We start from the raw sequence: 25,752 nt of genomic DNA, 5'->3' as shown, positions 1-25,752 counted from the left end.
CCATTAAACAGAACTGCCCGGCCTGAGGCGTGCTAATCGCTCCTCAGGCCGGGCAGTTTCGTTTTTACTTACGTTCGAATGCCTGCTTGATCAGGGCATCCTGTTCTGCGGCGTGGCGCTTCATGGAACCGGCAGCCGTGGATGCCGATGCCGGACGCGAGACCAGGCGGAGCTTGCGGTCAAGTTCCGGTGCCAGGTTCAGGCCCATGAAGGGCCACGGGCCCTGGTTGGCGGGCTCGTCCTGCGCCCAAACGATGTCAGCGTTCGGGTACTTGGCGAGCTCGGCCTCGATCTCAGCCTTCGGCAGCGGGTACAGCTGCTCCACGCGGATGATCGCCGTGGAGGTGTCACCGGACTTCTGGCGGTTGGAGAGGAGGTCGTAGTACAAGCGGCCGGAGACCAGGATGACCCGGTCCACGTTTGCCGGCTGGACTTCCGGATCGCCGATTACCGGCCTGAAGCCACCCGTGGTGAAATCTTCGACGGCGGAAGCGGCACCCTTGAGGCGCAGCAACTGCTTCGGCGTGAAGATGATCAGCGGCTTGCGCGGACGGCTGTATGCCTGGCGGCGCAGAAGGTGGAAGTGCGAGGCCGCGGTGGTGGGGTTGGCCACGATCATGTTGTCTTCTGCGCACATCTGAAGGAAGCGCTCAATGCGTGCCGAGGAGTGGTCCGGGCCCTGGCCTTCGTAGCCGTGGGGGAGCATGAGCACCAGTGAGGAGCGCTGGCCCCATTTCTGCTCAGCCGAGGAAATGAACTCGTCGATGATGGTCTGGGCGCCGTTGACGAAGTCACCGAACTGGGCTTCCCACAGAACGAGCGCATCCGGACGCTCCACCGAGTATCCGTATTCGAAGCCCATGGCCGCGTATTCGGACAGCAGGGAGTCGTAGATCCACAGCTTGGCCTGGTCATCGGAGAGGTTGCCCAAGGGCAGCCACTCGTTGCCGTTGGCACGGTCGTGGAAGACGGCGTGGCGCTGAACAAAGGTGCCTCGGCGCGAGTCCTGCCCTGCAAGGCGCACAGGTACGCCTTCCATGATCAAGGAACCAAAGGCAGCGATTTCGCCGAAGCCCCAGTCGATGCCGCCTTCACGGGACATCTGCTCGCGCTTCTCCAGCAGCTGCTTGAGCTTGGAGTGGACGGTGAAGCCCTCGGGGATTTCCAGGTGGGCCTGGCCGATGCGGGCAAGAGTCTCAGCGGAAATCGCAGTGGACGTGGGGGCGTTGGTCCCGAAGTCCGCCTGCTGGGCAATGGGACGCTCGATGTCCGAAACGGCCGCGGAGTCCGCGGTGATGATCGGGATCGGGGACGTCTGCGCGGCGTGGGTCTCGGCGAAGACCCGCTCCAGGCGCTCCTGGTAGTCGCGGAGCAGCTGCTCTGCTTCTTCTTCGGTGATGTCCCCACGGCCGATGAGCGACTCTGTGTACAGCTTGCGGACGGAGCGCTTGGCTTCGATCAGGTTGTACATGAGCGGCTGGGTCATCGAGGGGTCGTCGCCTTCGTTGTGGCCGCGACGGCGGTAGCAGACCATGTCGATGACGACGTCCTTGTGGAAGCGCTGGCGGAACTCGTAGGCGAGCTGAGCAACGCGCACCACGGCTTCGGGGTCATCGCCATTCACGTGGAACACCGGTGCCTGGATCATCTTCGCGACGTCGGTGGAGTACGTGGAGGAACGTGAAGAGGACGGCGCAGTGGTGAAGCCGACCTGGTTGTTGACGATCACGTGGATGGTACCGCCGGTACGGTAACCGCGGAGCTGCGAGAGGTTCAGGGTTTCCGCAACCACGCCCTGGCCGGCAAATGCGGCGTCACCGTGGACCATGATGGGCAGCACCGGGAAGGACTCGCCCTGGTCCAGGCGGTCCTGCTTGGCGCGGACGATGCCCTCAAGCACCGAGTCGACGGCTTCAAGGTGCGACGGGTTGGCGGCGAGGTAGACCTTGGTCTGCTTGCCGTTGTCCGAGGTGAAGGTACCTTCGGTTCCCAAGTGGTACTTGACGTCGCCGGAGCCCTGGACGGAGCGGGGATCCTGGGTGCCTTCGAATTCGCGGAAGACCTGTGCGTAGGTCTTGCCAGCGATGTTGGTCAGCACGTTGAGGCGGCCACGGTGGGCCATGCCGATGGCAACTTCATCCAGTCCGTCGTCAGCGGCGTCCGAAATGACGGCGTCCAACAGCGGAATCAGGGACTCGCCACCTTCGAGGGAGAACCGCTTCTGGCCGACGAACTTGGTCTGCAGGAAGGTCTCGAAGGCCTCTGCAGCGTTGAGCTTGGAGACAATGCGCAGCTGCTCTTCGCGGCTCGGCTTGGAGTATGGGTGCTCAAGCTGGTCCTGGAACCACTTGCGTTCGGCCGGTTCCTGGATGTGCATGTACTCGATGCCTGTGGTGCGGCAGTAAGCATCGCGGAGCACGCCGAGGATGTCGCGGAACTTAAGCTGCGGCTTGCCACCGAAGCCACCGGTAGGCCACTCGCGGTCGAGGTCCCACAGGGTGAGTCCATATGTCAGGACGTCAAGGTCAGGGTGCTTGCGCTGCACGTACTCCAGCGGATCGGTGTCAGCCATGAGGTGGCCGCGCACGCGGTAGGAGTGGATCAGCTGCTGGATGCGGGCAACCTTGTTGATCTCGTCCGCGGGATCCACCTGCAGGTCCGGGCTCCAACGAACGGGTTCGTAGGGAATGCGCAGGGCTTCAAAGATCTCGTCGTAGAAGTTCTGCGCGCCGAGGAGGAGCTGGTGGACGAGCTTGAGGAATTCGCCGCTGCCTGCGCCCTGGATGACCCGGTGGTCGTAGGTGGAGGTCAGGGTGAGGATCTTGCTGATGGCGTTCTGGGCGATGATCTTCTCGCTGGCGCCCTGGAACTCGGCCGGGTAGTCAAGAGCGCCGACGCCGATGATGGCCGCCTGGCCCTTGGACAAGCGCGGGACCGAGTGCACGGTGCCGATGCCGCCGGGGTTGGTCAGCGAGACCGTGGTTCCTGCGTGGTCGTCAGCCGTGAGCTTGCCGTTGCGGGCACGCTTGATCAGGTCCTCGTAGGTGTGCCAGAACTCCGCGAAGTCCATGGTCTCGGCCTTCTTGATGTTTGGAACCATCAGCAGGCGGGTGCCGTCGGGCTTGGGCATGTCGATTGCGATGCCGAAGTTGACGTGCGCGGGCTGCACGGCGCTCGGCTTGCCGTCAATTTCGTCGTAGTAGACGTTCATTGACGGGAACTGGGACAGCGCACGGACAACGGCGTAACCGATGAGGTGGGTGAAGGAGACCTTGCCACCGCGGGCACGGGCAAGGTTGGAGTTGATGACGACGCGGTTGTCGATGAGCAACTTGGCCGGAACAGCCCGGACGCTGGTAGCGGTAGGCACTTCGAGGCTGGTGACCATGTTGGTGGCGATGGCCTTGGCCGGGCCGCGGAGGACGGAAACCACGTCCTCTTCCGGCGCTGTGGGGGCCTTGTTGCTCTTGGGCAGCTGGGCAGGGATCGGCTGTGCAGCGGTGCCGGCGGCGGGCTTCTTTGCTCCGTCCCGGGCAACCGTGGCAGGTGCTTTTTTCGCCGGAGCGGGTGCGGCCGGAGCCGCGGGGGCGGCGGCCGGCGCTGCTGCGGGGGCCGCCGGCGCCGGTGCCGGTGCCGCTGCAGCCGGAGCTACGACGGGAAGTACTTGGGTAGGGGGATTGGCAGCTGATGGGGCTGCAGAGGTTCCGTTGGAAGAAGTGCCGTCAGCGGAAGCAAAGGATTCGAAGAGCGGCCACCATTTGGTGTCCACCGAGTTCTTGTCCTGTTGGTACCGCTCGTACAGTTCGTCAACGAGCCACTCGTTTCCGCCAAATTCCTCTGGTAGACGGTGGCTGGGCTGCTCTGGCACTTGAAATACGCCTCTTCCATGAGTGTTGTTTTCCCGCTGGCCAATGTTGCTTTTCCGCAACGATGGGACAGGGTCCGGGTCCCGCGAACTCAGACCCCTGACAGTCTAGTTAGGATCGTTGGTTAACTGCCAATAGTGGTGACCTAAATCATGTTGCGGCTGACTTAGTGGCGTGGCTCTGCTTTTTTGTTGCGAAGTTGGCCCTCCTGAGGGAGACCACGGTTGCCGGACTGTAGACTGAAAGTCTTATGGACAGTAAATCTAGGTGCCGGCCTGGGAACTGTCGGGGGAGCCAATCTGGCAACTCCGCACAGCGTGCCCGTCGAGCCGGCAATACCCGTTCACATGCCCATCACGCGCCGGCGTTCACTGCCGGTGGTGCCGCAGACCATGCGTCCGCTGCACCCGACCAGCCTCCGCCGGGGCGATTCCCCGAGCCGAAGGCCTTAACCCCATTGCACGCGCCTGCCCTTGGAGGGATGCGCTAAGTGGAATGGATTCTTCTTCTCGCCGGTTTTGCCCTCATCCTCGGGACCGGCTTCTTTGTAGCTGTTGAGTTCTCCCTGGTGGCCCTCGACCAGGCAAGCGTCCAGCGCGCTGTTGACAATGGCGACCACGCTGCGGCTCCGTTGCTGAAGTGCCTCAAGTCGCTCTCCACCCAGCTCTCCAGTTGCCAGCTGGGCATCACACTGACCACGCTGCTGACTGGTTTCGTCATGGAGCCTTCTGTCGGGCAGTTGCTCCTCGGGCCGCTCGGCCTGCTGGGCCTCCCGAGCGAGGTCGTGCACTCCGTTGCCCTGATTGTGGCCATGGCCTTCGCCACGCTGCTGTCGATGCTTCTGGGCGAATTGGTCCCCAAGAACATGGCCATCGCCCTCGCCTTCCCGCTTGGGAAGCGGCTTGCCCGACCCCAACTGATGTTCACTGCCGTCTTCAAGCCGGCCATCGTGGTGCTGAACGGGTTCTCCAACAAGGTCCTGAACCTGTTTGGCCTGGAGGCCAAGGAGGAGATCTCGGGAGCACGGACACCTGCTGAGCTCGCATCCTTGGTGCGCCGGTCGGCCGAACTCGGGACGTTGGATGCCGGTACGGCCAACTTTGTGGCCCGTACTTTGAACTTCTCCGGAAGGACCGCGGCGGACGTCATGACGCCCCGGATCCGCATGGAGACCATCGACGCCGACCAGCCGGTGACTGACATCCTTGACGCCGCGAGGCGTACCGGATATTCCCGTTTCCCCGTCATTGGCGATTCCACGGACGATATCCGCGGCGTGGTCCATGTCAAAAAGGCTGTGGCCGTACCCGCTGAACGTCGGGCCAAGCTCCAGGCCGGTGCCATCATGACCGATGTCCTTCAGGTCCCTGAGACCATCCACCTTGATGCCCTCCTGTCTGAACTGCGCGAAGGCAACCTGCAACTCGCCGTCGTGCTTGACGAGTACGGCGGCACGGCGGGCATTGCCACCCTTGAAGACCTGGTCGAAGAAATCGTTGGAGAGGTCGCTGACGAGCACGATAAAGTCCGGCCCGGCGTCCTGCAGAGCGCGACAGGCGACTGGTATTTTCCGGGCCTGCTGCGGCCGGATGAAGTGTCGGAACAGATCCCGAATCTCACCGTTCCCGACGAGTCTGCCTATGAAACCGTGGGCGGTTACGTCATGAGCCAGCTTGGCCGGATAGCCAAGGTGGGGGATGTCGTGGAAACGCCGGGAGGCACCCTGACAGTCACCAGGATGGATGGCCGCAGAATCGACAGGATCTGCTTCCACCACGTAGTCCGTGATGACGAGCAGGCCGACGCCGGATCCAACCACCACGAGGCAGGTGCCGTATGAGTGACTGGGTAGGAATTGTCTGGCTTGTCGTCCTTTTGATCGGCAATGCCTTCTTTGTCGGTGCCGAATTCGCCGTCATGTCGGCACGCCGCAGCCAGATCGAACCCCTGGCCGAGGCCGGCTCCAAGCGGGCGCAGACAACATTGCGCGCCATGGAGAATGTGTCGCTGATGCTGGCGTGTGCGCAGTTGGGCATTACCGTCTGCTCGCTCCTGATCCTCCAGGTTGCCGAGCCTGCCATTCACCATCTCCTGGCGGAGCCGCTCGAACTGCTGGGCGTACCGGTCGAACTGGCGGATATCTCCGCTTTCGTGATCGCGTTGCTGTTCGTCACGTTCCTGCATGTCACGTTCGGTGAGATGGTCCCCAAGAACATCTCGGTTTCCGTGGCGGACAAGGCGGCCCTCCTGCTGGCGCCACCTTTGATGTTCATCGCCCGCGTGGTTAACCCGGTCATCTGGTCCCTCAACTGGTTGGCGAACCACATCCTGAGGTTGATGAAAATCGAACCGAAGGACGAAGTGTCTTCGTCCTTCACGCTTGAGGAAGTGCAGTCGATTGTCCAGGAATCCACCCGGCACGGCCTGGTGGACGATGAGACAGGATTGCTCAGCGGTGCTTTGGAGTTCTCGGAGCACACGGCGTCCCACATCATGGTGCCCTTGGACAAGCTGGTGGTGCTCAAGACGGCCTCCACGCCCGTCGACCTGGAAAAAGCGGTCAGCCGTACCGGCTTCTCCCGTTTCCCGATGGTGGACGACGACGGCGAACTGGCCGGATACCTGCACGTGAAGGACATCCTGTCCATCCCGGACGAGGGTCGCAGGCACCCCATTGCCGAGGGTCGCATCCGGTCCTTGGCCAACCTGTCACCGGACGACGAGATCGAGCAGGCCATGTCCGTCATGCAGCGCACCGGCTCGCACTTGGCCCGTGTTGTTGGCGCCGGTGGAGACACCCAGGGCGTCTTGTTCCTTGAAGACGTCATCGAGCAGTTGGTCGGCGAAATCCGCGATGCCACCCAGGCGACAGGCATTCGACGCTTTGGTGGTCAACAAGCCCAGGCATAACCTCCTGAGAGCTTGGAGAGCGGGCGGGCATCGATTTTTCAATCGATGCCCGCCTTTCGCTAAATAGGAATCATTCCCAATTAGGGCTACACTGGGGTCTGCCCAGTAATTGTGTTTGATTCTCATTTTGAGTAGATCCGAGGTTTACGTGCGTCGTTACGCCGCCCGCCTGTCCGTAGCCGCTTCCGCAGGACTGGCCGCGCTCCTGCTGTCCTCCTGCGCCGGAACGGCCGGAGCAAACAGTCCTTCGGCTTCCGGGGCCATCGAAGTTGTCACATCCACCAACGTCTACGGCGACATTGTGAAAGCAGTCGGTGGAGACAAGGTGAACGTCACCGCCATCATCACCAAGACCAGCCAGGATCCTCATTCCTATGAGGCCAGTGCCCAGGACAAGCTGGTGATCTCCAAAGCCAAGCTCGTGGTCGAGAACGGCGGGGGCTATGACGAATTCCTGCACAAAATTGCCGATGAAACCAAAATCGGCCATGAGAACATGATCAGCGCCGTCGAAATTTCAGGGCTCGCCCCCGAAGGGGAAAGCCATAGCGAAGAGGCCCACTCCGAGGACGGCCACACGCATAACCACGGCGAGTTCAACGAGCACGTTTGGTACAATCTGGACGCCATGGGCAAGCTCGCCGATGCCGTGGCAAGCAAGCTCGGCAGCCTGGACGCGGACTCGGCCGCGACCTTTACGGGCAACGCAGACGCCTTCAAAGCCAAGCTCACTGAACTGACCGGAAAGCTCGACGCCGTGAAGGCTGCGGACGGGCACGCTCCCGTGGCGATCACGGAGCCTGTGCCGCTGTACCTCCTGGAAGCTGCGGGACTTGAGAACAAGACCCCGGAAGCCTACAGCGCTGCCGTAGAAGAGGGCACGGACGTTCCGCCCGCCGTCATGAAGGAAACCACTGATCTTCTCAGTGCTGGTTCGGTCCGTTTCCTGGCCTATAACGAGCAGACTGCCGGTCCTCAGACCGAAACTGTCAAACGGGCAGCCGAGGCTGCCGGCGTGCCGGTTCTGAATTTCACTGAAACGCTGCCCGAGGGCAAGAACTATGTCCAATGGATGACCGACAATGTGGAATCGGTTTCATCCGCACTGAAGAAGTAGGCGTTTCCGGCTCCGGCAATGCGGTTAAGGGCCCCGCTGGCGTCCTAAGATGTTCAGGATGGCTGCGGGGCCTTTTGCCTGCCGCCACCGCCGTCGGTAGCGCCCCCACCCGGACGCCAGGCAGCGGCCCCAACAAACTACGTTCACAGCAGCGTATGGATCGAGGACAACTTTTGACACCCGTAGTGAGCCTCCGCGGAGCCAGCCTGCAGTTCGGCAAGAGGACACTCTGGAGGGACCTCGACCTCGACATCAACCCGGGCGAGTTCTTCGCCGTCCTCGGCCCGAACGGGAGCGGCAAGACCAGCTTCCTCAAGGTCCTCCTGGGATTGCAGGAACTGCACTCCGGAACCGTGTCCCTGGGTGGGCATCCGGTGGAACGGGGCAGCAAGCGGATCGGCTACATTCCGCAGCAGAAGTCCTTCGCGCCGGATACACCCTTGCGCGCACGGGACCTGGTGGGCCTGGGCATCGACGGACATCGCTGGGGTATCCGGTTGTCGTCAGGCAAGGTCAACCAGCGCATCGACGAGTTGTTGGAACTGGTAGGAGCGTCGGACTACGCCAAGGTGCCGGTCGGGCAGCTCTCCGGAGGCGAACAGCAACGGCTGAGGGTTGCCCAAGCGTTGGCCACTGAACCGCAGGTCCTGCTCTGCGACGAGCCTCTTCTCTCCCTTGATCTTCACCACCAGCAGGGCGTCAGCTCGTTGATCAACCAGCAATGCCACGAGCGGAACAGCGCCGTCGTCTTCGTGACGCACGAAATCAATCCCGTGATCGACTACGTGGACCGCGTGCTCTATCTGGCCGGTGGCCAGTTCCGGGTCGGAACGCCGCAGGAGGTCATGACTACGGAAGTCTTGTCCGAACTGTACGACAGCCATGTGGAGGTCATCCACACCAACGGGAGGATCGTCGTCGTCGGTCTGCCGGACGCCACCACGCACTTCCATGACGACGCCCACGCAAGTGCAGGGGAGGACCTCTAAGTGGATCTGGACACCATTCTGCAGACCATCTTCAACTTCGAGAACTACGGCGAACTGCTGGTCCTCGTCCAGAACTCGCTCTGGGCCGGTGCCGTACTGGGACTCCTGGGCGGTCTGGTTGGGACGTTCGTGATGAAACGGGATTTGGCCTTCGCCGTCCACGGCATCTCCGAGCTCTCCTTTGCCGGGGCGGCCTTCGCGCTTCTGATCGGAGCCGATATCATCTTCGGTTCCCTGATCGGTTCGGTGGCGGCCGCCGTCCTGCTCGGCTTCATGGGTGTCAGGGCGCGGGACAAGAACTCAATCATCGGCGTCATCATGCCCTTTGGCTTGGGCCTGGGAATTCTGTTCCTGGCACTGTATGAAGGCCGGGCTGCCAACAAGTTCGGACTGCTGACCGGACAGATTGTCTCGGTGGATACCGTTCAGCTGCAGGCGTTGGCGGGAACCGCGGTGGTAGTGATGATCGCCTTGCTCGCCATCTGGCGTCCCCTGAGCTTTGCCAGCGTCGACCCGGAAATGGCTGAAGCCCGGGGTGTTCCCGTGCGCGGCCTGGCGATCGGCTTCATGGTGCTGCTGGGCATCAGTGTAGCCCTGTCCATCCAGATAGTCGGTGCGCTGCTTGTCCTCGCGCTGCTGATTACGCCGGCAGCGGCGGCGTTGCGTGTGACCACCTCACCCAAGCTGGTGGTGGTCCTGAGTGTAGCCTTCGCGTTGACGGCCACTGTGGGCGGCATTCTGCTGGCCCTCGGCAGCCGCATCCCCATCAGCCCGTATGTGACGACGTTGTCTTTCCTGATTTACGTGGTGTGCCGGATCATTGGCCGGGTGCGGAGCAACCGCGGCCTGAACGGCCGGGTCACGCGGGACCAGCCGGCCGGGGCTCTCTAGAGTTTTCCTGCGGCCTTTTTGGCGGTGCACTCGGGGCACAGACCAAAGATCTCCACTGTGTGGGCTACTTCGGTGAAGCCGTGTTCAGTAGCCGTGCGTGCTGCCCAGGTCTCGACGGCGGGTGCCTCCACCTCGACGGCCTTGCCGCAGTTCCGGCACAGAAGGTGGTGGTGGTGGCCTGTGACGGCACAACGACGGTAGACGGCCTCACCCTCACCATTTCGGAGGACGTCGATGAGGCCATCATCGGCCAGGGACTGGAGAATGCGGTAGGCGGTAGCCAAGGACACCGAAATGCCCTTGTTCTGCATCAGGCGGTACAGCTCCTGGGTGCTGACGAAGTCATCCAATTCGTCCAACGCTGCACTCACGGCCAAGCGCTGCTTGGTGACGCGCTGCTCCTTGACGCCGCCGGTGACCGGCCCGGCCGGGCCCGTAGTGGCGGAATTGGTGCCGTGTGGCATGAAAAGGCTCATTTCCGTGGGGATGCTGGCAAACTTCGATTTTACCAGCAGCGGCTGCTTGGAAACTCTCAGCAGCCGCCCCTAGGCTGGCCTCATGATGCTCACCAAGTACACCCACGCCTGTGTCCGGTTGGAGAAGGAAGGAAAAGTCCTGGTGATTGATCCCGGGACGTTCTCCGAATCCGCCGAAGCGTTGAACGGAGCTGACGCTGTGCTGGTAACGCACGAGCACAACGACCACCTCGACAGCCCGGAGGTCATCAAAGCTTTGCGGAGCAATCCTGACCTGGTGGTCCATGCGCCGGCCAGGGTAGCTGCCGCACTGCAGGAAGAAAGTGACATCGCCGACCGCGTGCATTCCGTCGACCCCGGTTCATCCTTTGACGTCGCCGGTTTCAGCATCCGGACTTTCGGCGGACAGCACGCCCTCATCCATGCCCAGATCCCGGTGGTGGCAAATATCGGCTACCTTGTGGACGACAACGTGTTCCACCCCGGAGACTCCTTCGTGGTCCCGGACGGGATCGAAGTCAAAACACTGCTGGTCCCCATCCACGCCCCGTGGTCCAAGATCGGCGAGGTTGTGGACTTCGTCATTTCCGTCCGCGCCCCCAAGGCCTTCCCGGTCCACGACGGCCTGCTCAACGAACTCGGGCGTGGCGTCGTCGAGGGCCATGTAACGCGGATCGGTGCACGGTACGGCACCAGCTACACGCGGCTCGCGCCCCGGGAGTCGGTAGAGGTCTAGCCGGGCCACACTCCTGTGTCGTGGAACCGGTCCAGCACTTTCTCGTGTGGAGCCGGATCCAGGCCATGGGCCGCGAGCCACCCGGCGTCGTAATAGCTGCCAACATAGCGGTCGCCGCCGTCGCACATGAGTGAAACGATGCTGCCTTTGCGTCCTTCGGCCACCATCCGGGCGACCAGCTGCCAGACACCCCACAAGTTGGTGCCTGTGGAAGGGCCCGCGTGAAGCCCGGTCAGTTTGCGGAGGTGGCGCATGGCCGCGACGGATGCGGCGTCGGGCACCTGGATCATGTGGTCGATTACGGCCGGAACAAAACTCGGTTCCGAGCGGGGCCGGCCGATGCCCTCGATGCGGGAAGGCAGACCGGACGCTGCCGCCGCGTTGCCGTCCCGCCACGCAGGGTAGAAGGCCGAGTTTTCCGGGTCCACCACCGCCAGACGTGTGGGGTAACGGTTATAGCGAAGGTATCGGCCGATGGTTGCGCTGGTCCCGCCTGTGCCTGCTCCGACGACGATCCATTCGGGCACCGGGTGCTCTTCGAGGGCAAGTTGTTCGAAGATCGATTCTGCGATGTTGTTGTTGCCACGCCAGTCCGTTGCCCGCTCGGCGTACGTGAACTGGTCCATGTAGTGGCCGCCGGACGTCCGTGCGGTCTCTTCGGCAACGGCGTAGACCTCCGATGCATGGTCCACGAGCAAGCATGAGCCGCCAAAGTCCTCAATGAGGGCGATTTTCTCCGGACTCGTGGTTTTGGTCATCACGGCGATGAAGGGCAGGCCGATCAACCGGGCAAAGTACGCCTCAGAGACGGCCGTGCTGCCGCTGGACGCTTCCACAATGGTGGTGCCCTCGGTAATCCAGCCGTTGACGAGTCCATAGAGGAACAACGACCTCGCCAGGCGGTGCTTCAGGCTGCCCGAGCGGTGCGTGGACTCATCCTTGAGGTACAGCTGCACGCCCCAGTGTTCCGGCAGGGGCACCGCGTACAGATGCGTGTCCGCCGAGCGGTTGTTTTCAGCCTCGATGGTGCGGATGGCCTCGCTGGCCCAGGTCCGGTCCTGAATACACGAATTGCTCACCGGATAAGCCTAGGCTGGAAACGTGGTTCCGGCAGCAACGGGGCCATCACCCCCCGGACGAAGGAGAACCCATGGCCACCCTGATGACTGCCACTGAGCTGCACCGGCGCCTTGAATCGGGAGAGCGGACCGTACTCCTGGATGTGAGGTGGGTCCTTGGCCGGACAGACGGGCACGCGAACTACCTTGAGGCCCATCTTCCGGCGGCGGTCTTCGTGGACCTCCCGACGGAACTTGCGGACCATGCCGCTCCAGGACGCGGGCGCCATCCTTTGCCCTCGCCGGACCGCTTCCAGGAGGCGGCCCGCCGTTGGGGGATCAACGACGGCGACACGGTGGTTGCGTACGACGACAGCGGCAGCATGGCCGCCGCCCGGGCGTGGTGGATGCTCCGCAACGCGGGGGTGGACTCCGTTTACCTCCTCGACGGCGGCCTGTCCGCCTGGCGCTCACACGGCTACGCCCTGGAAGCCGGCGAGGCGCGTCCCGCCGTCGGGAATGTCTCCCTGGGCGATGGCCTAATGCCGTCCATTACTGAGCAGGAAGCGGCGCAGTGGAGCCGCGATGGAGTGTTGTTGGATGCCCGGGCAGGGGAGCGGTACAGAGGCGAGGTGGAGCCCATCGATCCCCGGGCCGGGCACATTCCCGGTGCCTTCAGCGCGCCTACCACGCAGAACGTTTCGGAGGCGGGTACCTTCCTGCCTGCCGAAGAGCTGCGGCGCCGGTTCGAGGCGTTGGGTTTGGACACATCATCCAGGGTTGCTGTGTACTGCGGTTCCGGCGTCACCGCCTCCCACGAGATCGCTGCTATGGAAATTGCAGGCTTCAGCGCGGCCTTGTTCCCCGGTTCGTTTTCGCAATGGTCGAACAACGGGGCGAATGAGGTAGTGGTGGGAGAGGGTCCTTATGGTGACGCTGCCGACGGCCCAAGTAGCATGAGCCGGGCCGACGGGAGTAGCGTCGAAGCATGAATCCTGGACGTCCTGTTCCCCCGCCCCTCGCGAAGACCATCTCTTTGGACACTGCCGGTTCCGAGTCCTCCACTGGAGTGTTGGCTGCGGCATATGGCGCCACTTCGCCGGTGAGCGGACTCGTGCCCCTGACAGTGGCCCGCCGCGAGCCTGGTGAAGACGACGTGGAGATCGCCATCGAATTCTGCGGCCTGTGCCACTCTGACGTGCACGCAACACGGGGAGAATGGCGGCAGCCCCCGTATCCGCTGGTTCCCGGTCACGAAATTGTTGGCAGCGTGACCCGGGTGGGATCCGCCGTGGAGGACTTCGCGGTCGGAGACCGTGTTGGCGTGGGCTGCATGGTGGACTCGTGCCGTGAATGCGACAGCTGCCTTGAAGGACTGGAGCAGTACTGCGAGCGCGGCAACGTGGGCACCTACGGCGCAGCCGATCCCCGCCACGAAGACGCCGTCACCCAGGGTGGATACTCGACGGCGGTGGTGGTGGACAAGCGCTTCGTGCTCCGAGTGCCCGGGAACTTGGACCCTGCTGCGGCAGCTCCGCTTTTGTGTGCCGGGATTACCACCTACTCGCCCTTGAGGTACTTCGATGTTGAGGAAGGCGACTCCGTTGGAGTGGTGGGGTTGGGCGGCCTGGGCCATATGGCGGTCAAGCTCGCCAAAGCCATGGGCGCCGAAGTCACGGTGTTCACCACCTCCGAGTCGAAGTTTGACGCAGCCCGGGAACTTGGCGCGGACCACGTGGTGCTGTCCAAGGACGCCGACGCGATGGAGGCTGCCAACCGCAGCATCGACGTCATTATTGATACCGTCGCCGCTCCGCACGACCTCAACCCCTACTTCCGTACGCTTCGGCTGGACGGTGCACTCTTCCAACTCGGGCTTCCTGCCGACGACATGCCCCCGGTCAGCCCCGGCCTGCTTATCCGTCGCCGCCTCGCCTACGCCGGTTCCTTGATTGGCGGCATCGAGGAAACGCAGGAAATGCTGGACTTCTGTGCCGAGCACGGAGTGGCCAGCGACATCGAGATTGTTGGCGCCGGGCAGTTGAATGAGGCCTACGACCGCATGGTGGCCGGCGACGTGAAGTACCGTTTTGTGCTGGATACCGCAACACTTCAGGAACCCTCCGAAAGGGCAGACGCATGAGCACATTGTTCACCAGGATCATCAACGGGGAGATCCCGGGCCGCTTCGTCTGGAAAGACGAGGAAGTGGTGGCTTTCCTGACCATAGCCCCCATTACCCAAGGCCACACCCTGGTGGTTCCGCGTGAGGAAGTGGACTCCTGGACGCATGCCACGCCGGAGCTTCTGGCTAAGGTCATGGATGTCGCCCAGAGCATCGGCAAGGTGCAGGAAGGGCTCTTCGACGCCAAGCGCGTTGGCGTCCTGATGGAGGGTTTTGAAGTGGACCACCTGCATGTCCACGTCTGGCCTGCGTATTCCACAGCAGATTTTGAGATCCACAATGTCGATCACAACCCGGACCCTGCGGTGATGGATGCGACGGCCGTAAAGCTGCGTTCCGCGCTGCGTTCAGCCGGACACGGAGACGCTGTCCCGGAAGACTGACTCCGCGTTCTTAACCCGGCGGTGCTGTACACGCACCGCCGGGTTTTTTGTGCTTCGGGTTACGCCGGGGCCAGTGCCTGGTTGAGGACCGTGCGGATGCGTTTCTCCGAAACGGAATAGGCCGTGCCGAGTTCGACCGCGAAGAGGCTCACCCGCAGCTCCTCGATCATCCAGCGCACCCGGGTTAACTCAGCACCCGCCCGCCGTCCCGGGAGCAGCGCCGACACGGCGTCGTCGTAGTCATCCTCCAGCGCCTGCACGATGCCCATGTTCAGGCTGTCCCGCTGCACGTTGCCTGGAAGTTTCTCCAGCCGCTTCTCAATGGCCTGCAGGTACCGCGGCAGCTGGCTGAGCTGGGCGTAGCCCGTCTGTGCCACAAAACCGGGGAAGACCAATTGCTCCAACTGGCTCTTCATGTCATTGAGGGCGCTGATGAGCGGCAGGCTGGCGTTGGACTTCAGCGCTTTCTGGATGCGCCGCGTACTGGCCAGGATGCGTTCGACGACGGCCGTCACCGTGAAAACGGTGTCGATCAGTTCTGCCCTGACTACTTCGTAGAGAGCATCGAAGGACTCCCTGTCCCATGGCAGTTCCTGGGGCACGAGTTTGTCGATCGCAGCCAATGCGCAGTCCGCAATCAGGGCGCTCACCGAACCGTGGGGGTTCTGGCTGAAGGTGAGCTTTTCGGTGTTGCTCAGGTGTTCGAGCACATAGCGGTCCGGAGAAGGTATCCGCAGGGCCAGCAACCGGATGACGCCGCTTCGCATGGCGGCTTCCTGCTCTGCCTTGCTTTGGAACACCCGCAGGGCCACTGACTTCCCCTCGTCCATCAGGGCGGGGAACCCCGTGACGGCATGCCCCTTCACAGCACGGCTGACCTGGCGATCCACGGTGCCGAAATCCCACTCGGTGATGCCGGTCCGTTCGGCTACCGTTCCTTCGCCAGGTGCCGGGGCTCCGGCTGGTGGCGCGGCTTGGCTGGCTGTTCCCTTGCCACTGGGGGTCCGCAGCGTGGTTGCCGGCGTGGCACCCAGTGATTCGGCGATGGCGCGGCGGGTGGCCGGTGCCAGCTTTTCCTGCAGTTCAGCGAGGTCCTTGCCCTCGTCCAGGACCTTCCCCTTGCTGTCCACCACTTTGAAGCTGACGCGCAAATGCGGAGGTACCGCATCCCAGTTCCACGAGCCGGGCGGAATGATGTGCCCCCTGAGTCGGCGCAGGACCAACTCCAGGGAAGGCTCCAGCTCGTCGCCGGCGGGATCGAAGTCCGCTTCCAACGCCGCGGTGGCTTGCCTGGCCACATCCGGTGCCGGCACGAAGTTTTTCCGTACCTGCTTTGGAAGGGATTTGATGAGCGCCGTGACGAGCTCAACCCGTTGGCCGGGAATCTGCCAGCGGAACGGGGCATCGTCCAGCTGGTTGAGGAAAAGTACCGGAACTTCAGCGGTAACGCCGTCGGAAGGATTGGGAGCGGATCCGGGTGCCACAGGGTGGAACTCGTAGCTCAGGGGAAGCTCGAAGCCCTTGTGAAGCCACGTTTTGGGATACGCGGAGTCATCCAGTGCCTCGGCGTCTTCGCTCATCAACAGCGATTGATCGAAGTCCAGCAAATGGGGATCCGACTGCCGGGCATCCTTCCACCACTTATCGAAGTGCCTCTCGGAGACCACGTCCTTGCCCACGCGTGCGTCATAGAACTCGAAGAGAGTCTGGTCGTCAACCAGGATGTCGCGCCGTCGCATGCGGGTTTCGAGCTCTTCTATTTCCTGCAGGAGTGCCCGGTTGCGATGGAAGAACTTGTGGTGGGTCTTCCATTCGCCTTCCACAAGCGCGTGCCGGATAAACAACTCGCGGGAGAGCTCCGGATCGATGCGTCCGTAATTTACCCGGCGGTTCGGAATGATGGGCACTCCGTAGAGCGTGACCTTTTCGTGGGCCAGTACCGCACCCTGGCGGGAGGACCAGTGCGGCTCGCTGTAAGTTCGCTTCACCAGATCAGGGGCCACCTGCTCGGCCCACAAGGGATCGAACTTGGCAGCAACGCGAGCCCACAACCTGCTGGTCTCCACCAATTCTGCGGCCATGACGAAAGTGGGTGACTTCTTGAACAGCGCCGAACCGGGGAAGATCGCAAAACGGCTTCCGCGTGCCCCGGCATATTCGCGCTTGCGCTCATCGAGCAGGCCAATGTGGCTGAGCAGCCCGGACAGCAGGCTGATGTGGATGCCCTCGTAGTTCCCCACGGGGTCGGCTTCGCGTTTGTTATCCAGCGCGATGCCCAGGGGCTTGGCCAGCTGCCGGAGCTGTGTGAAAAGGTCCTGCCATTCGCGCACGCGCAGGTAGTTGATGAACTCGTTGCGGCACAGTTTGCGGAACTGAGTGGAGGACAGCTCGCGCTGCTTCTCCTGGATGTAGTTCCAGAGGTTGAGGAACCCGGTGAAGTCCGAGATCTCGTCGCGGAAACGGGCATGCTTTTCCGCGGCGAGCTGCTGCTTGTCCGTTGGCCGCTCACGCGGATCCTGGATGGTCAGCGCGGCGGCGAGGATCATGACTTCGCGGACGCATCCGCGCTTTCCTGCTTCCACGATCATCCGGCCAAGCCGGGGATCGACAGGAAGCTGGGCGAGTTTCTGCCCGACGGCGGTCAGTCCACCGCCGCTTCGGCCGTTGCCGCGGGCGTCGGCGGACTTTGCCGGGCTTAAGGCGCCGAGTTCGCGCAGCAGGGTCACGCCGTCGTTGATGGCCCTGGTCTCCGGGGGTTCCACAAACGGGAAGTTCTCCACGTCCTTGGGTCCGCGGGCAACTCCCATGGCGGTCATCTGCAGGATGACAGCGGCGAGGTTGGTCCGGAGGATCTCGGGATCCGTAAACTGCGGACGTGATTCGAAATCCTCTTCCGAATACAAGCGGATCGCGATGCCCTCCGACACGCGGCCGCAACGGCCTGAACGCTGGTTGGCCGATGCCTGGGAGACCCGCTCGATGGGCAGGCGTTGGACCTTGGTGCGGTGCGAATAGCGCGAGATGCGTGCAGTGCCGGTGTCGATCACGTACTTGATACCCGGGACAGTAAGCGAGGTTTCGGCCACGTTGGTGGCCAGAATGATGCGACGTTTACCCCCGGGATTGAAGACCCGGTGCTGTTCCTGGAGGCTCAACCGGGCAAAGAGGGGAAGGACTTCGGTGCCTGCAAGGCGCCGGTTGCTTTGGATGCGGCCGTTGATGGCCTCGGCGGCGTCGCGGATTTCACGCTCGCCGGAGAAGAAGATGAGAATGTCTCCCGGTGCTTCCTTGGCGAGCTCGTCCACGGCATCGCAGACGGCGTCAAGGGGATCGCGGTCTTCTTCGAGTTCGTCGTCCGAGGTCTCGTCATCAGCGTCTGCAGGCTGTGTAAGCGGGCGGTAGCGGATCTCCACCGGGTAGGTGCGGCCGGAGACTTCGATGATGGGTGCAGGCTCTTCATCACTGCCGAAGTGTTTGGCGAAGCGCTGGGGATCAATAGTTGCCGAGGTAATGATGATCTTCAGGTCCGGACGCTGCGGCAGGATGCGCTTGAGGTAACCCAGGATGAAGTCGATGTTGAGGCTTCGTTCGTGGGCCTCGTCAATGATGATGGTGCTGTATTTCCTGAGCAGTTTGTCCCGTTGGATTTCGGCGAGCAGGATGCCGTCAGTCATCAGCTTGATCTTGGTGGAGGCGCTGACCTCGCCGGTGAAACGGACCTGGAAGCCCACTTCCTGGCCGATCTCGACGTCCAGTTCGGAGGCGATGCGTTCGGCCACTGTGCGGGCCGCCAGACGGCGCGGCTGGGTATGGCCGATCAGGCCCTTGTCACCGAGGCCGAGTTCGAGGCACATCTTGGGGATCTGCGTGGTCTTGCCCGAGCCGGTCTCGCCGGCAATGATGGTCACTTGGTTTGCGGCAATGGCCGCCATCAGATCCTCGCGGCGCTCGGAAACGGGCAGCTCTGCGGGGTAGGAAATTTGAAGTGTCATGGCTGCTGCCAGTCTACTGTGGCCGGGGTTCGGCGTCCGCAGCGACAGCTCCGCTGTTTGTTTCAGGCCCGGCGGCGGCACTGAGCCGGTGCGAGAGGTGCCGTGCAAATGACCGGAATTCCTCCGGCTCGAGAATCTCGAAGTCCAGGTCCAGGGCCGCGAGGTAGGCTGCCGGCGCCGCCAGGTTGTCCCATCCGGACCGCAGGATCGTTGCTTCCGCTCCGTCGGCCGTCAGCGTCGCGTACTGGGAACTGACGACGGCGGCGACCTCGGCGAGCGGGGCGCGGAGGCGCACAACGACGTCGAACCTGTAGGGGGAGCGGGTAATGGATTGCTGGACGTAGGCCGCCAGGTCCTCCGCCGGCAATGGACGGGGCGCGTACTTCTTCCGCTCGGTCGGCAGCGAGGCAAACCGGTCGGCCCTGAACGTTCGCCAATCCTCGCGTTCCACGTCCCAGGCAACCAGGTACCAGCGCCGTCCCGTGTCCACCAACCTGTAGGGTTCGACCAGCCGGCGTGAAGCGTCGCCATCGGACTTGACGTAATCAAAGGAGATCTGGCGCCGATCCGATATTGCCGCCGAGACAACGGTCAGTTGTTGGGGATCGACGCTGGCAGCGTTGCTGGGAAGCGTTGTGACGGCGGCCTTGAGCATGGCGAATTTGGGGCGGAGCCGGGAGGGAAGGACCTGCTCCACTTTTGCCAAAGCGCGGACGGACGCTTCGCCGATCCCTGCCACAGGCCCCGCAGCCACGGAGTTGAGGCCCAGTGCCACGGCCAAGGCCTCGTTGTCGTCCAGGAGCAATGGCGGCAATTGGGCGCCGGCCCCCAGTTGGTACCCGCCGGCAATGCCGGGGGAGGCATGTATGGGGTATCCGAGATTACGCAACTTGTCGATGTCCCGACGCACAGTACGTTCAGTGACTCCCATGCGGTGGGCAAGGGCGGGGCCTGTCCATTCCCGGCGGACCTGCAACAGTGACAACAGCTGCAGGAGCCGGGCGGAGGTTTGGATCATGCAAGTGAATCTAGCCCATGCACCACGGTGCGGCGGCCAGGCAAACAGAAGGGCGCCCGCCGGTCAAAGGATCTCTGCAGTAATCCTTGGACTGGCGGGCGCCGATTGTAGATGTCGGGCTGACCTTGCAGTGGGCTGGCATGCCCTAGTAGATGCGTGGATTCCAGTACGGGGCGCTGGGTGCCTCGAAGGCGCTCCAGGGTTCCCTTGACGTGACAGGAGGGTTGTGGCCGCGTCCGTCTTTCAGCAGGGCTGAGATGGTGGCTGCGACGGCGGTGATGAGGACGATGAAGAGGATGATTCCGAAGATTTCCATGTCTCCAGATTGCTCCTGTGCAGGCGCAAGAAACAGTGGCAGAAATGCCCCATTTAGATAATTTTCTGCCACACTGGAAGTATGTTGAAAACAGTCGCAGTGATCGTGGTTCCGGACTTCTCCGTGTTCGAGTTCGGCACGGCCTTCGAGGTTTTCGGGATCGACAGATCGGACCGCGGGGCTGGAGTTCCGGCCTTTGACTTCCGTGTCGTTACCCCGGAGCCGGGGGACGTCCGCATGAAGTCCGGACTCTCCCTGCACGTCAACCTTGGCCTTGAGGCGGCGGCCGATGCCGACCTCGTGATCATGGCGCCGTTTGGCCGGGATAAAGTCGTCCCTGAATCCGTCCTCGAAGCCTTGCGGGCGGCGCATGCCAGGGGAGCGTGGGTGATGTCCATTTGCTCAGGAGCATATGCGCTTGCCCGGGCAGGACTGCTGGACGGGCGGCGTTGTACTACGCACTGGCACTATTCCCAGGACCTGGCCAGTCGGTATCCATCCGTGATCGTGGATGAGAACGTCCTCTATGTACAGGACGGGACCATCATCACCAGTGCAGGCACAGCAGCCGGCATTGACGCTTGCCTGCACCTTGTCCGCGTGGAGCTTGGCGCCAACGTGGCCGCCGCCATCGCCCGCGATATGGTGGTACCGCCGCACCGCGACGGCGGGCAGGCGCAGTTCATCGACCGGCCGATGCCGACGTGCGGATCGGCGCCCATGGAAGCGCTGTTGCGGTGGATGGTGGAACACCTTGACGAGGAACACAGCGTCAACGAACTGGCAGCACGGCTTCACATGTCACCACGCACCTTCGCCCGGCGCTTCCGGGCCGAAACCGGGACCACGCCCGCGGCGTGGCTGAATTCCCAGCGGGTGCTCCGGGCACAGGAACTGTTGGAAACCACAGAGCTGAACATTGACGAAGTCGCCCGCGAAGCCGGATTCGGGCATTCGGTCCTGCTGCGGCACCATTTCGCCAAAGTGCTCGACACGAGTCCGCAGAGCTACCGCCGGGCTTTTCGAGGGCAACTGGCCGAAGCCATCTGACGGCGTCAAGTGCTGGCTAACGGCGCCGGCCGGTGGTTCCCCGCGACTCGGAGCCCTCGGCTTTGGCGCACTCGATCAGTTCCTGCCACGGTCCGGTCACGGCACGGTCCGGCAGGGTGGCGCGGTGCTGTCCGGCCCGGATCGAGTACATGAAGCGGTCCGGTTCATTGACCGCCCGGGCCTGGCCCTTGGCTTCATCCCAGGGGCAGGCCTCGACAATCGGAAGCCATCGCTCCTTCTCATCCGGGGATACGGCTTCCACACTCCAGACACGTGTCATCGCGGCGACTCCTCCACTGCGTTGAACCGTAATTTTCATGACTGGCGGCTTCTCGTTCTACCCCTGCGACGTCAGCCCGTGGGCGGTCCGGATGCAGCGCGTCCGGTCCCGCCTCGTGACTAAACCTTGACCTTCACAGTGTCCCACGCCTTCCGGACGGCGTCATGCTCCGGTGATCCGCTGCCGAAGAGTTCCTCGGCCGTGGCCAGCGTCGTCCTGGCGAACTTCCCGAAAGTGCACGTAGCAGGGAGCGCTCCGCTGGTCAGGGTCCCGTACCAAATCTGGCCCGGTGCCTCCCAGGCCTTGCCGCCGAGTTCTGCTGCCACCAGATAGAAGGCCCGGTTTGGAATACCCGAGTTGATGTGCACGCCTCCGTTGTCCGCACTCGTGCGGACGTAGCTGTCCATCGAGTCCGGCTGCGGGTCCTTGCCCAGGATGTCGTCGTCGTACGCGGTACCGGGAGCCTTCATGGAGCGGAGGGCTGCTCCCTGGACCTGCTCGGTGAACAAACCCTGTCCAATCAACCAACTGGCCTGCTCCACGGACTCCTGTTTGATGTACTGCTCCACCAGGACGCCGAAAACGTCCGACATCGACTCATTGAGCGCGCCGGCCTGGTTGCGGTAGGCCAGGTTGGCTGTGTACTGCGTGACCCCATGGGCCAGTTCGTGTCCGATGACGCTGACGGATTTTGTGAACCTCTGGAAGATTTGTCCGTCCCCGTCTCCGAAAACCATTTGGCTGCCGTTCCAGAAGGCATTGTCGTAGAGCTTTCCGTAATGGACAGTGGCATCCAGCGGCAGTCCGGCATCGTCAATGGAATCCCGCCCAAAAACTTCACCGTACAAACGGTGCGTTCCACCAAGTCCGTCATATGCTTCGTCAGCCGCGGCGTCCCCGACGGGGGCAGCGCCTTCCTTGCGAACCAGCTGACCAGGAAGATCCTCAGTGGTGAGGGCATCGAAGATGGTCCGCTTGGGCGGCCCTGGCTTGGCCTGCCGTGCGCTGGGCGGTGCCGCGGGAACCGGAGCGGTCCGGATGGCCTGCAGGCCCTTGATGTGCAGCAGGGATTCCTTGGCTGCACGGGCGACCGCCCGGAGCCGGGGTTCGTTCTGGGCAGCAATCCTGCGAAGCATGTACGGCGGGACGATGGAACACATCACGGCAAACCCCTTTTGCTATCGGAAAGACCAACTGGGATCAGCCTAGGAGCAAGGCCGGACAATTTTGCGGCATGGTCCCGGCAAGCCCGTAAGTGATAGTCGGTAGCCGGCATGCAGAAAACCCCGCCAGCAGGACTGGCGGGGTTTTCGTTTGTGCCCTCGATAGGATTCGAACCTACGGCCTTCTGCTCCGGAGGCAGACGCTCTATCCCCTGAGCTACGAGGGCATCCAAGGTATCCCTCCGTTGCCGGTGGGACGTCCTAGAGCTTAGCAGCCACGGCACCGCAAATGAAAACTGCAACACGGGCCCACATCCGGCCCGTTGTGAGTCCCGCCATCAGCGGGAGCCGCCCGCGTCGCTTCAGTACCCGGCGAACGAGTCAACATGGACCCGTCGGGCGCCTGCACCGCGTGCCGCGGACCGCAGGGAATCAACGCTGGCGGGTGAGCCGGAGACGAATACTTCCCTGTCGGCGATATCCGGAACCAGTTCCTTCAGGCGCGCTGCATCGATTCTGGAAGTGCCGGCGTCGCGCATGAACTCCGGGGGAGTGGAACCATCGGCGAGCCGGGCAATCACGGTGGCTCCTGAGGCTTCCAGCTGTTCCACCCATGCCAGCTCGTCCCGGCTCTTCGCCAGATACAGCACCACGGTGTCGCGGGCGGTGCCGTCGGCCGCCAGTTGCGACAAGAAAGGCGTAATCCCGATACCTGCGGCCATCAACAGGACCGGTTTGCCGGCGTCGTGCGGGAGAAGAAAGTCCCCACCAACGGCAGTGGCGGAAACGGTTTCCCCTGGCCGAAGGGCAAGCAATGCTTTCTTGGCGCTCGACAAAGGCTCGGCGGTACCCACGCCAAAAGTCACTTCAGGCGCACCGGGAGCGCTGGTGATGCTGAAAATCCGACGACGGCCCCTGCCGTCCGAACGCGAATGCGGCAGGTTCAGCTCCATGAACTGGCCTGCGGCAAAACGGACCGGCCGCGCCGGTTCGAAACGGAATTCCGTGCTCCCGGGCGTCAAGACCCGTGATTCCTTGAACGTCAGTTCCACCCCGCCCCGTTGGCCCAGGAAGAAAGCGATGAGATTGCCCAGCAGCAGCGCCAGTTCCGGGGAATTGGCCACGAAACCGAAGTTGTAAGGAACCGCGAAGACAACACCCACGACGGCGGCAAGCGCCAGCTGCTGCCAGCGGCGGGGAGGAAGGGTGAGCGGCTCGGACAGCATGAAGCCCACGAAGAACAGAAGGGGCCGTTGGGCCAGGGTCTGCCACAAAGCCTGCCCGAAGGTCATGCTCCGGTTCAGGAGCTCAAGGGTGATGATCCCGCTTGCCACCACGAGGAACACAGTGGCCATGAGCAGCTTGCGGGTACGGTACAGGACCAGCAGAACGCCCGGCACCAGCAACCACAGCATCGCCGGGGTTGCCGCCCACCACGTAGCAATGTTCAAGCCGGTCAGGCCGGTGATGAATGCGCCAGCGGCGGCCGGATTGAAGATGTGCCTGCCGCGAAAGGCCAAAGCGTACTTGGACACGCTCGCCAATACGCATGCCAGCGCCACACCGGCCATGTCGGTGAGCCCAAAAGCGGGCCAGAACAGGAAGTAGAGGAGCAAAGCCGTGATGAGTGAAGACTCCGTGTGTGGTCTGACACGGAATACGACGGCGAGCAAACGGTTCGATCCATACGTAACGCCCAAGCACAGGAGCAGGTGGACCAGCATCTCCGGCAGGCCGAAGGTCAGCCACCCCAGCACGTTGAGGATCATGCTGTACACCACCAGCACCCCGAGGACCCACAGGATCAAGCGGTACATGGTGAAGCGGCCCAACCAGGTGTCAACGCGGGACTTGGCAGCAATCATGTGAATAGTCTCCCCTCAAAACCTGACGAAAACGCGGCACTGCCCGTCGAAGAGACCCTGAGCCACGAGAACTCGAATTCCTTCTCAAGCGGTGCAGGATCCACCATGAACAATGCCGTGGCCAACCCGTCCGCGACCAGGGCGCTCGCCGCCATGGTCCATGTGGCCACTGTGGTGTGGACCGGCTTTCCGGTGGTGCCGTCCAGGACATGGTGCAGGCCGTCGTCCCATGCCCGGCGGTTGGCCGCCGAAGCGCACAGCGCGGCGTTGTCCAACTCGACGGTCCCAATGGCCTGTCGTGGGTTGTAAGGATGTTCCAGCGCGACACTGACGGGATGGGCCCCCGAATGAAGCATGTCGCCGCTGCCATCCACCAGGAAATCATCGATGCCCGCTCCCCGGAGTATCCCTCCCAACAGGTCCACCAGCTGGCCTTTTCCGGCCGCGCCGATGTCCACCACCAAGGGTTCCCTGGCGGTCATCGTCGTGCCTGTCCACTCAAGGACGTCCTCCCAACGGGGTGGTGCCTGGGCTGCTCCCGTCGGGATGAGGGAGTAGCTGGCGTCGTAACCCAGCCTTTCCAGGCTGCTTCCAATAAGAGGGGTCATGGCCCCGTCGCTCAAGCGGTAGGCCGTGGCATACAGTTCCTGAAGCCCGGTGGCGTGGTCCGGCAACGTGATGCTGCCCGGACCGCGGGAGAGGCGGGTCACCAGGGAATCGTCCCTGAAACGCGACCACGTCATGTCGTACGCTTCGACAGCGGCAAGCAACTCCCCGGTGAGAACGGGAGCCAGCTGATCCGGCGTCGAAATTTCCCACCGTGTGCCGATCCCGTCGAAGCTGAAGTTGCTCCAGCCCGGATGCGGCATGACCGCTACTTGGCCTGTGACTTGATCTGCTCGAGGGCATCATTGAACCCTCCGGACGTGAGGGAAGAACCGGCCACCTTGGACACCTTCAGTTCGTCCACGTCCTTCCCGACAATCTGTGCCGCGATGCCACTGGCAAACTCACCTTGGAATTTCTTGGTGTTGGGGTTGGAGGGGTGGACTGTGATGTTCACCGCTGAGACCTTATCGGCGGCCAGTGTCAGTTCCACGCCCACTGTTTCCTGCCCATTCGGTGACGTGTAGGTTCCATCCGCACTGTAGGTACCGTCCTTGTAGGTGGTAGCTCCGGTGGTAGCGATGGCGGACGAGCCTGTGGGCGAAGGGCTGCCTGTCGAGGCCTGGCCGCCCTCCTGGGTGGCCGGCGCTTGGGTGGCAGGCGCTTGGGTGCTGGGCGCGCATCCAGCGGCTGTTCCCGCGATGGAGAGGCCGGCAATGCCAACATAGATGCTCTTGCGGAGTGGCGTAGTCATGATTCTGCTCGTTTCAACTGGACAAGTTCAACCGGAAGTATGTCGTCGTGGGGCTCGTGGTCATGGCACTGGCAGGCCCCGGATGAGGGGCGCGGCC

The 25,752-nt window shown here is 62.9% G+C and carries 21 protein-coding genes and 1 tRNA gene; 10 read left to right on the top strand and 12 right to left on the bottom strand.

Annotated elements, in window-relative coordinates; genetic code table 11:
* Nucleotides 1-64: 64 nt before the first annotated feature.
* A complete protein-coding gene (locus JMY29_RS12595) occupies nucleotides 65-3,868 on the bottom strand; it encodes a multifunctional oxoglutarate decarboxylase/oxoglutarate dehydrogenase thiamine pyrophosphate-binding subunit/dihydrolipoyllysine-residue succinyltransferase subunit (RefSeq protein WP_110503940.1) in 3,804 nt (1,267 codons plus the stop codon).
* A gap of 488 nt (nucleotides 3,869-4,356) precedes the next feature.
* Between JMY29_RS12595 and JMY29_RS12590 the strand changes: the two genes are divergently transcribed.
* From JMY29_RS12590 to JMY29_RS12570, 5 genes are all read left to right on the top strand, one after another.
* Nucleotides 4,357-5,706, top strand: coding sequence for a hemolysin family protein (locus tag JMY29_RS12590; RefSeq protein WP_039242086.1), 1,350 nt, complete (start codon nucleotides 4,357-4,359; stop codon nucleotides 5,704-5,706).
* Nucleotides 5,703-6,776, top strand: coding sequence for a hemolysin family protein (locus tag JMY29_RS12585; protein ID WP_018776379.1), 1,074 nt, complete (start codon nucleotides 5,703-5,705; stop codon nucleotides 6,774-6,776). The genes JMY29_RS12590 and JMY29_RS12585 overlap by 4 nt, the downstream gene beginning before the upstream one ends.
* A gap of 115 nt (nucleotides 6,777-6,891) precedes the next feature.
* The gene (locus JMY29_RS12580) at nucleotides 6,892-7,893 is read left to right on the top strand and encodes a metal ABC transporter solute-binding protein, Zn/Mn family (RefSeq protein ID WP_189075159.1); all 1,002 of its coding nucleotides are present in this window, start codon (nucleotides 6,892-6,894) and stop codon (nucleotides 7,891-7,893) included.
* 155 nt (nucleotides 7,894-8,048) lie between these two features.
* A complete protein-coding gene (locus JMY29_RS12575; RefSeq protein WP_181423251.1) occupies nucleotides 8,049-8,882 on the top strand; it encodes a metal ABC transporter ATP-binding protein in 834 nt (277 codons plus the stop codon).
* Complete coding sequence (locus JMY29_RS12570) at nucleotides 8,883-9,773, top strand: metal ABC transporter permease (protein WP_018776376.1); 891 nt, start codon at nucleotides 8,883-8,885, stop codon at nucleotides 9,771-9,773. It abuts the gene before it with no gap.
* Here JMY29_RS12570 and JMY29_RS12565 read toward each other — a convergent pair.
* Nucleotides 9,770-10,237 (bottom strand): Fur family transcriptional regulator, encoded by a 468-nt coding sequence (locus JMY29_RS12565; RefSeq protein WP_018776375.1) that lies wholly within the window; start codon nucleotides 10,235-10,237, stop codon nucleotides 9,770-9,772. The two genes, JMY29_RS12570 and JMY29_RS12565, sit on opposite strands and share 4 nt — an antisense overlap.
* 94 nt (nucleotides 10,238-10,331) lie before the next feature.
* Here JMY29_RS12565 and JMY29_RS12560 point away from each other — a divergent pair, with 94 nt between their 5' ends.
* Nucleotides 10,332-10,985: an MBL fold metallo-hydrolase gene (locus JMY29_RS12560; RefSeq protein WP_039242078.1), complete on the top strand. Its 654-nt coding sequence runs from the start codon at nucleotides 10,332-10,334 to the stop codon at nucleotides 10,983-10,985.
* Here the strand turns inward: JMY29_RS12560 and cds1 are convergent.
* Nucleotides 10,982-12,064, bottom strand: coding sequence for an L-cysteine desulfhydrase Cds1 (gene cds1, locus JMY29_RS12555; RefSeq protein ID WP_039242076.1), 1,083 nt, complete (start codon nucleotides 12,062-12,064; stop codon nucleotides 10,982-10,984). The genes JMY29_RS12560 and cds1 overlap by 4 nt on opposite strands.
* Nucleotides 12,065-12,135: 71 nt before the next feature.
* Here cds1 and JMY29_RS12550 point away from each other — a divergent pair, with 71 nt between their 5' ends.
* The 3 genes from JMY29_RS12550 to JMY29_RS12540 are packed head-to-tail and all read left to right on the top strand — an operon-like array spanning nucleotide 12,136 to nucleotide 14,611.
* Nucleotides 12,136-13,035, top strand: a complete 900-nt coding sequence (locus JMY29_RS12550) for a sulfurtransferase (RefSeq protein ID WP_189075158.1) — start codon at nucleotides 12,136-12,138, stop codon at nucleotides 13,033-13,035.
* Nucleotides 13,032-14,186 carry an NAD(P)-dependent alcohol dehydrogenase gene (locus JMY29_RS12545; protein ID WP_055972094.1) on the top strand — a complete coding sequence of 385 codons (1,155 nt, stop codon included), beginning with the start codon at nucleotides 13,032-13,034 and terminating at the stop codon, nucleotides 14,184-14,186. Before JMY29_RS12550 ends, JMY29_RS12545 begins: the two co-directional genes overlap by 4 nt.
* Nucleotides 14,183-14,611 carry an HIT family protein gene (locus JMY29_RS12540; RefSeq protein WP_018776370.1) on the top strand — a complete coding sequence of 143 codons (429 nt, stop codon included), beginning with the start codon at nucleotides 14,183-14,185 and terminating at the stop codon, nucleotides 14,609-14,611. The genes JMY29_RS12545 and JMY29_RS12540 overlap by 4 nt, the downstream gene beginning before the upstream one ends.
* A gap of 59 nt (nucleotides 14,612-14,670) precedes the next feature.
* Here JMY29_RS12540 and hrpA read toward each other — a convergent pair whose 3' ends face one another.
* The 3 genes from hrpA to JMY29_RS12525 all read right to left on the bottom strand — a co-directional run bounded on the left by hrpA (nucleotide 14,671) and on the right by JMY29_RS12525 (nucleotide 19,937).
* On the bottom strand, nucleotides 14,671-18,603 hold the full coding sequence (gene hrpA / locus JMY29_RS12535) for an ATP-dependent RNA helicase HrpA (RefSeq protein ID WP_189075157.1): 3,933 nt from the start codon (nucleotides 18,601-18,603) through the stop codon (nucleotides 14,671-14,673).
* Nucleotides 18,604-18,616: 13 nt separating this feature from the next.
* On the bottom strand, nucleotides 18,617-19,621 hold the full coding sequence (locus JMY29_RS12530) for a helix-turn-helix transcriptional regulator (protein ID WP_018776368.1): 1,005 nt from the start codon (nucleotides 19,619-19,621) through the stop codon (nucleotides 18,617-18,619).
* 145 nt (nucleotides 19,622-19,766) lie between these two features.
* A complete protein-coding gene (locus JMY29_RS12525; protein WP_018776367.1) occupies nucleotides 19,767-19,937 on the bottom strand; it encodes a hypothetical protein in 171 nt (56 codons plus the stop codon).
* 81 nt (nucleotides 19,938-20,018) lie between these two features.
* Between JMY29_RS12525 and JMY29_RS12520 the strand changes: the two genes are divergently transcribed.
* The gene (locus tag JMY29_RS12520; protein WP_018776366.1) at nucleotides 20,019-20,987 is read left to right on the top strand and encodes a GlxA family transcriptional regulator; all 969 of its coding nucleotides are present in this window, start codon (nucleotides 20,019-20,021) and stop codon (nucleotides 20,985-20,987) included.
* Between the two features lie 16 nt (nucleotides 20,988-21,003).
* On the opposite strand, the gene JMY29_RS12515 is transcribed toward JMY29_RS12520, so the two are convergent.
* From JMY29_RS12515 to JMY29_RS12490, 6 genes are all read right to left on the bottom strand, one after another.
* On the bottom strand, nucleotides 21,004-21,306 hold the full coding sequence (locus JMY29_RS12515; protein WP_189075156.1) for a protealysin inhibitor emfourin: 303 nt from the start codon (nucleotides 21,304-21,306) through the stop codon (nucleotides 21,004-21,006).
* A gap of 80 nt (nucleotides 21,307-21,386) precedes the next feature.
* A complete protein-coding gene (locus JMY29_RS12510) occupies nucleotides 21,387-22,427 on the bottom strand; it encodes a M4 family metallopeptidase (RefSeq protein WP_018776364.1) in 1,041 nt (346 codons plus the stop codon).
* Between the two features lie 157 nt (nucleotides 22,428-22,584).
* A tRNA-Arg gene (locus JMY29_RS12505) sits at nucleotides 22,585-22,657 on the bottom strand.
* 135 nt (nucleotides 22,658-22,792) lie between these two features.
* A complete protein-coding gene (locus JMY29_RS12500) occupies nucleotides 22,793-24,295 on the bottom strand; it encodes an FAD-dependent oxidoreductase (RefSeq protein ID WP_055972099.1) in 1,503 nt (500 codons plus the stop codon).
* The gene (locus tag JMY29_RS12495; protein WP_189075155.1) at nucleotides 24,292-25,164 is read right to left on the bottom strand and encodes an FAD:protein FMN transferase; all 873 of its coding nucleotides are present in this window, start codon (nucleotides 25,162-25,164) and stop codon (nucleotides 24,292-24,294) included. The genes JMY29_RS12500 and JMY29_RS12495 overlap by 4 nt, the downstream gene beginning before the upstream one ends.
* Nucleotides 25,165-25,169: 5 nt before the next feature.
* On the bottom strand, nucleotides 25,170-25,655 hold the full coding sequence (locus tag JMY29_RS12490) for an FMN-binding protein (RefSeq protein ID WP_039242062.1): 486 nt from the start codon (nucleotides 25,653-25,655) through the stop codon (nucleotides 25,170-25,172).
* Nucleotides 25,656-25,752 lie beyond the last annotated feature (97 nt).

The organism is Paenarthrobacter nicotinovorans, from assembly GCF_021919345.1.
GTDB classification, from domain to species: domain Bacteria; phylum Actinomycetota; class Actinomycetes; order Actinomycetales; family Micrococcaceae; genus Arthrobacter; species Arthrobacter nicotinovorans.
Note: the sequence above shows the minus strand (reverse complement) of the source record. Positions and strands in the feature narration are given on the sequence as shown.

What these genes read in the sequence shown, in the direction of transcription:
- JMY29_RS12585 (WP_018776379.1), top strand. Translation starts at nt 5,703, where the DNA reads ATGAGTGACTGGGTAGGAATTGTCTGGCTTGTCGTCCTTTTGATCGGC.
- JMY29_RS12575 (WP_181423251.1), top strand. Translation starts at nt 8,049, where the DNA reads ATGGATCGAGGACAACTTTTGACACCCGTAGTGAGCCTCCGCGGAGCC.
- JMY29_RS12565 (WP_018776375.1), bottom strand. Translation starts at nt 10,237, where the DNA reads ATGCCACACGGCACCAATTCCGCCACTACGGGCCCGGCCGGGCCGGTC.
- JMY29_RS12560 (WP_039242078.1), top strand. Translation starts at nt 10,332, where the DNA reads ATGATGCTCACCAAGTACACCCACGCCTGTGTCCGGTTGGAGAAGGAA.
- JMY29_RS12550 (WP_189075158.1), top strand. Translation starts at nt 12,136, where the DNA reads ATGGCCACCCTGATGACTGCCACTGAGCTGCACCGGCGCCTTGAATCG.
- JMY29_RS12545 (WP_055972094.1), top strand. Translation starts at nt 13,032, where the DNA reads ATGAATCCTGGACGTCCTGTTCCCCCGCCCCTCGCGAAGACCATCTCT.
- JMY29_RS12540 (WP_018776370.1), top strand. Translation starts at nt 14,183, where the DNA reads ATGAGCACATTGTTCACCAGGATCATCAACGGGGAGATCCCGGGCCGC.
- hrpA (WP_189075157.1), bottom strand. Translation starts at nt 18,603, where the DNA reads ATGACACTTCAAATTTCCTACCCCGCAGAGCTGCCCGTTTCCGAGCGC.
- JMY29_RS12530 (WP_018776368.1), bottom strand. Translation starts at nt 19,621, where the DNA reads ATGATCCAAACCTCCGCCCGGCTCCTGCAGCTGTTGTCACTGTTGCAG.
- JMY29_RS12525 (WP_018776367.1), bottom strand. Translation starts at nt 19,937, where the DNA reads ATGGAAATCTTCGGAATCATCCTCTTCATCGTCCTCATCACCGCCGTC.
- JMY29_RS12520 (WP_018776366.1), top strand. Translation starts at nt 20,019, where the DNA reads ATGTTGAAAACAGTCGCAGTGATCGTGGTTCCGGACTTCTCCGTGTTC.
- JMY29_RS12515 (WP_189075156.1), bottom strand. Translation starts at nt 21,306, where the DNA reads ATGAAAATTACGGTTCAACGCAGTGGAGGAGTCGCCGCGATGACACGT.
- JMY29_RS12510 (WP_018776364.1), bottom strand. Translation starts at nt 22,427, where the DNA reads ATGTGTTCCATCGTCCCGCCGTACATGCTTCGCAGGATTGCTGCCCAG.
- JMY29_RS12500 (WP_055972099.1), bottom strand. Translation starts at nt 24,295, where the DNA reads ATGATTGCTGCCAAGTCCCGCGTTGACACCTGGTTGGGCCGCTTCACC.
- JMY29_RS12495 (WP_189075155.1), bottom strand. Translation starts at nt 25,164, where the DNA reads ATGCCGCATCCGGGCTGGAGCAACTTCAGCTTCGACGGGATCGGCACA.
- JMY29_RS12490 (WP_039242062.1), bottom strand. Translation starts at nt 25,655, where the DNA reads ATGACTACGCCACTCCGCAAGAGCATCTATGTTGGCATTGCCGGCCTC.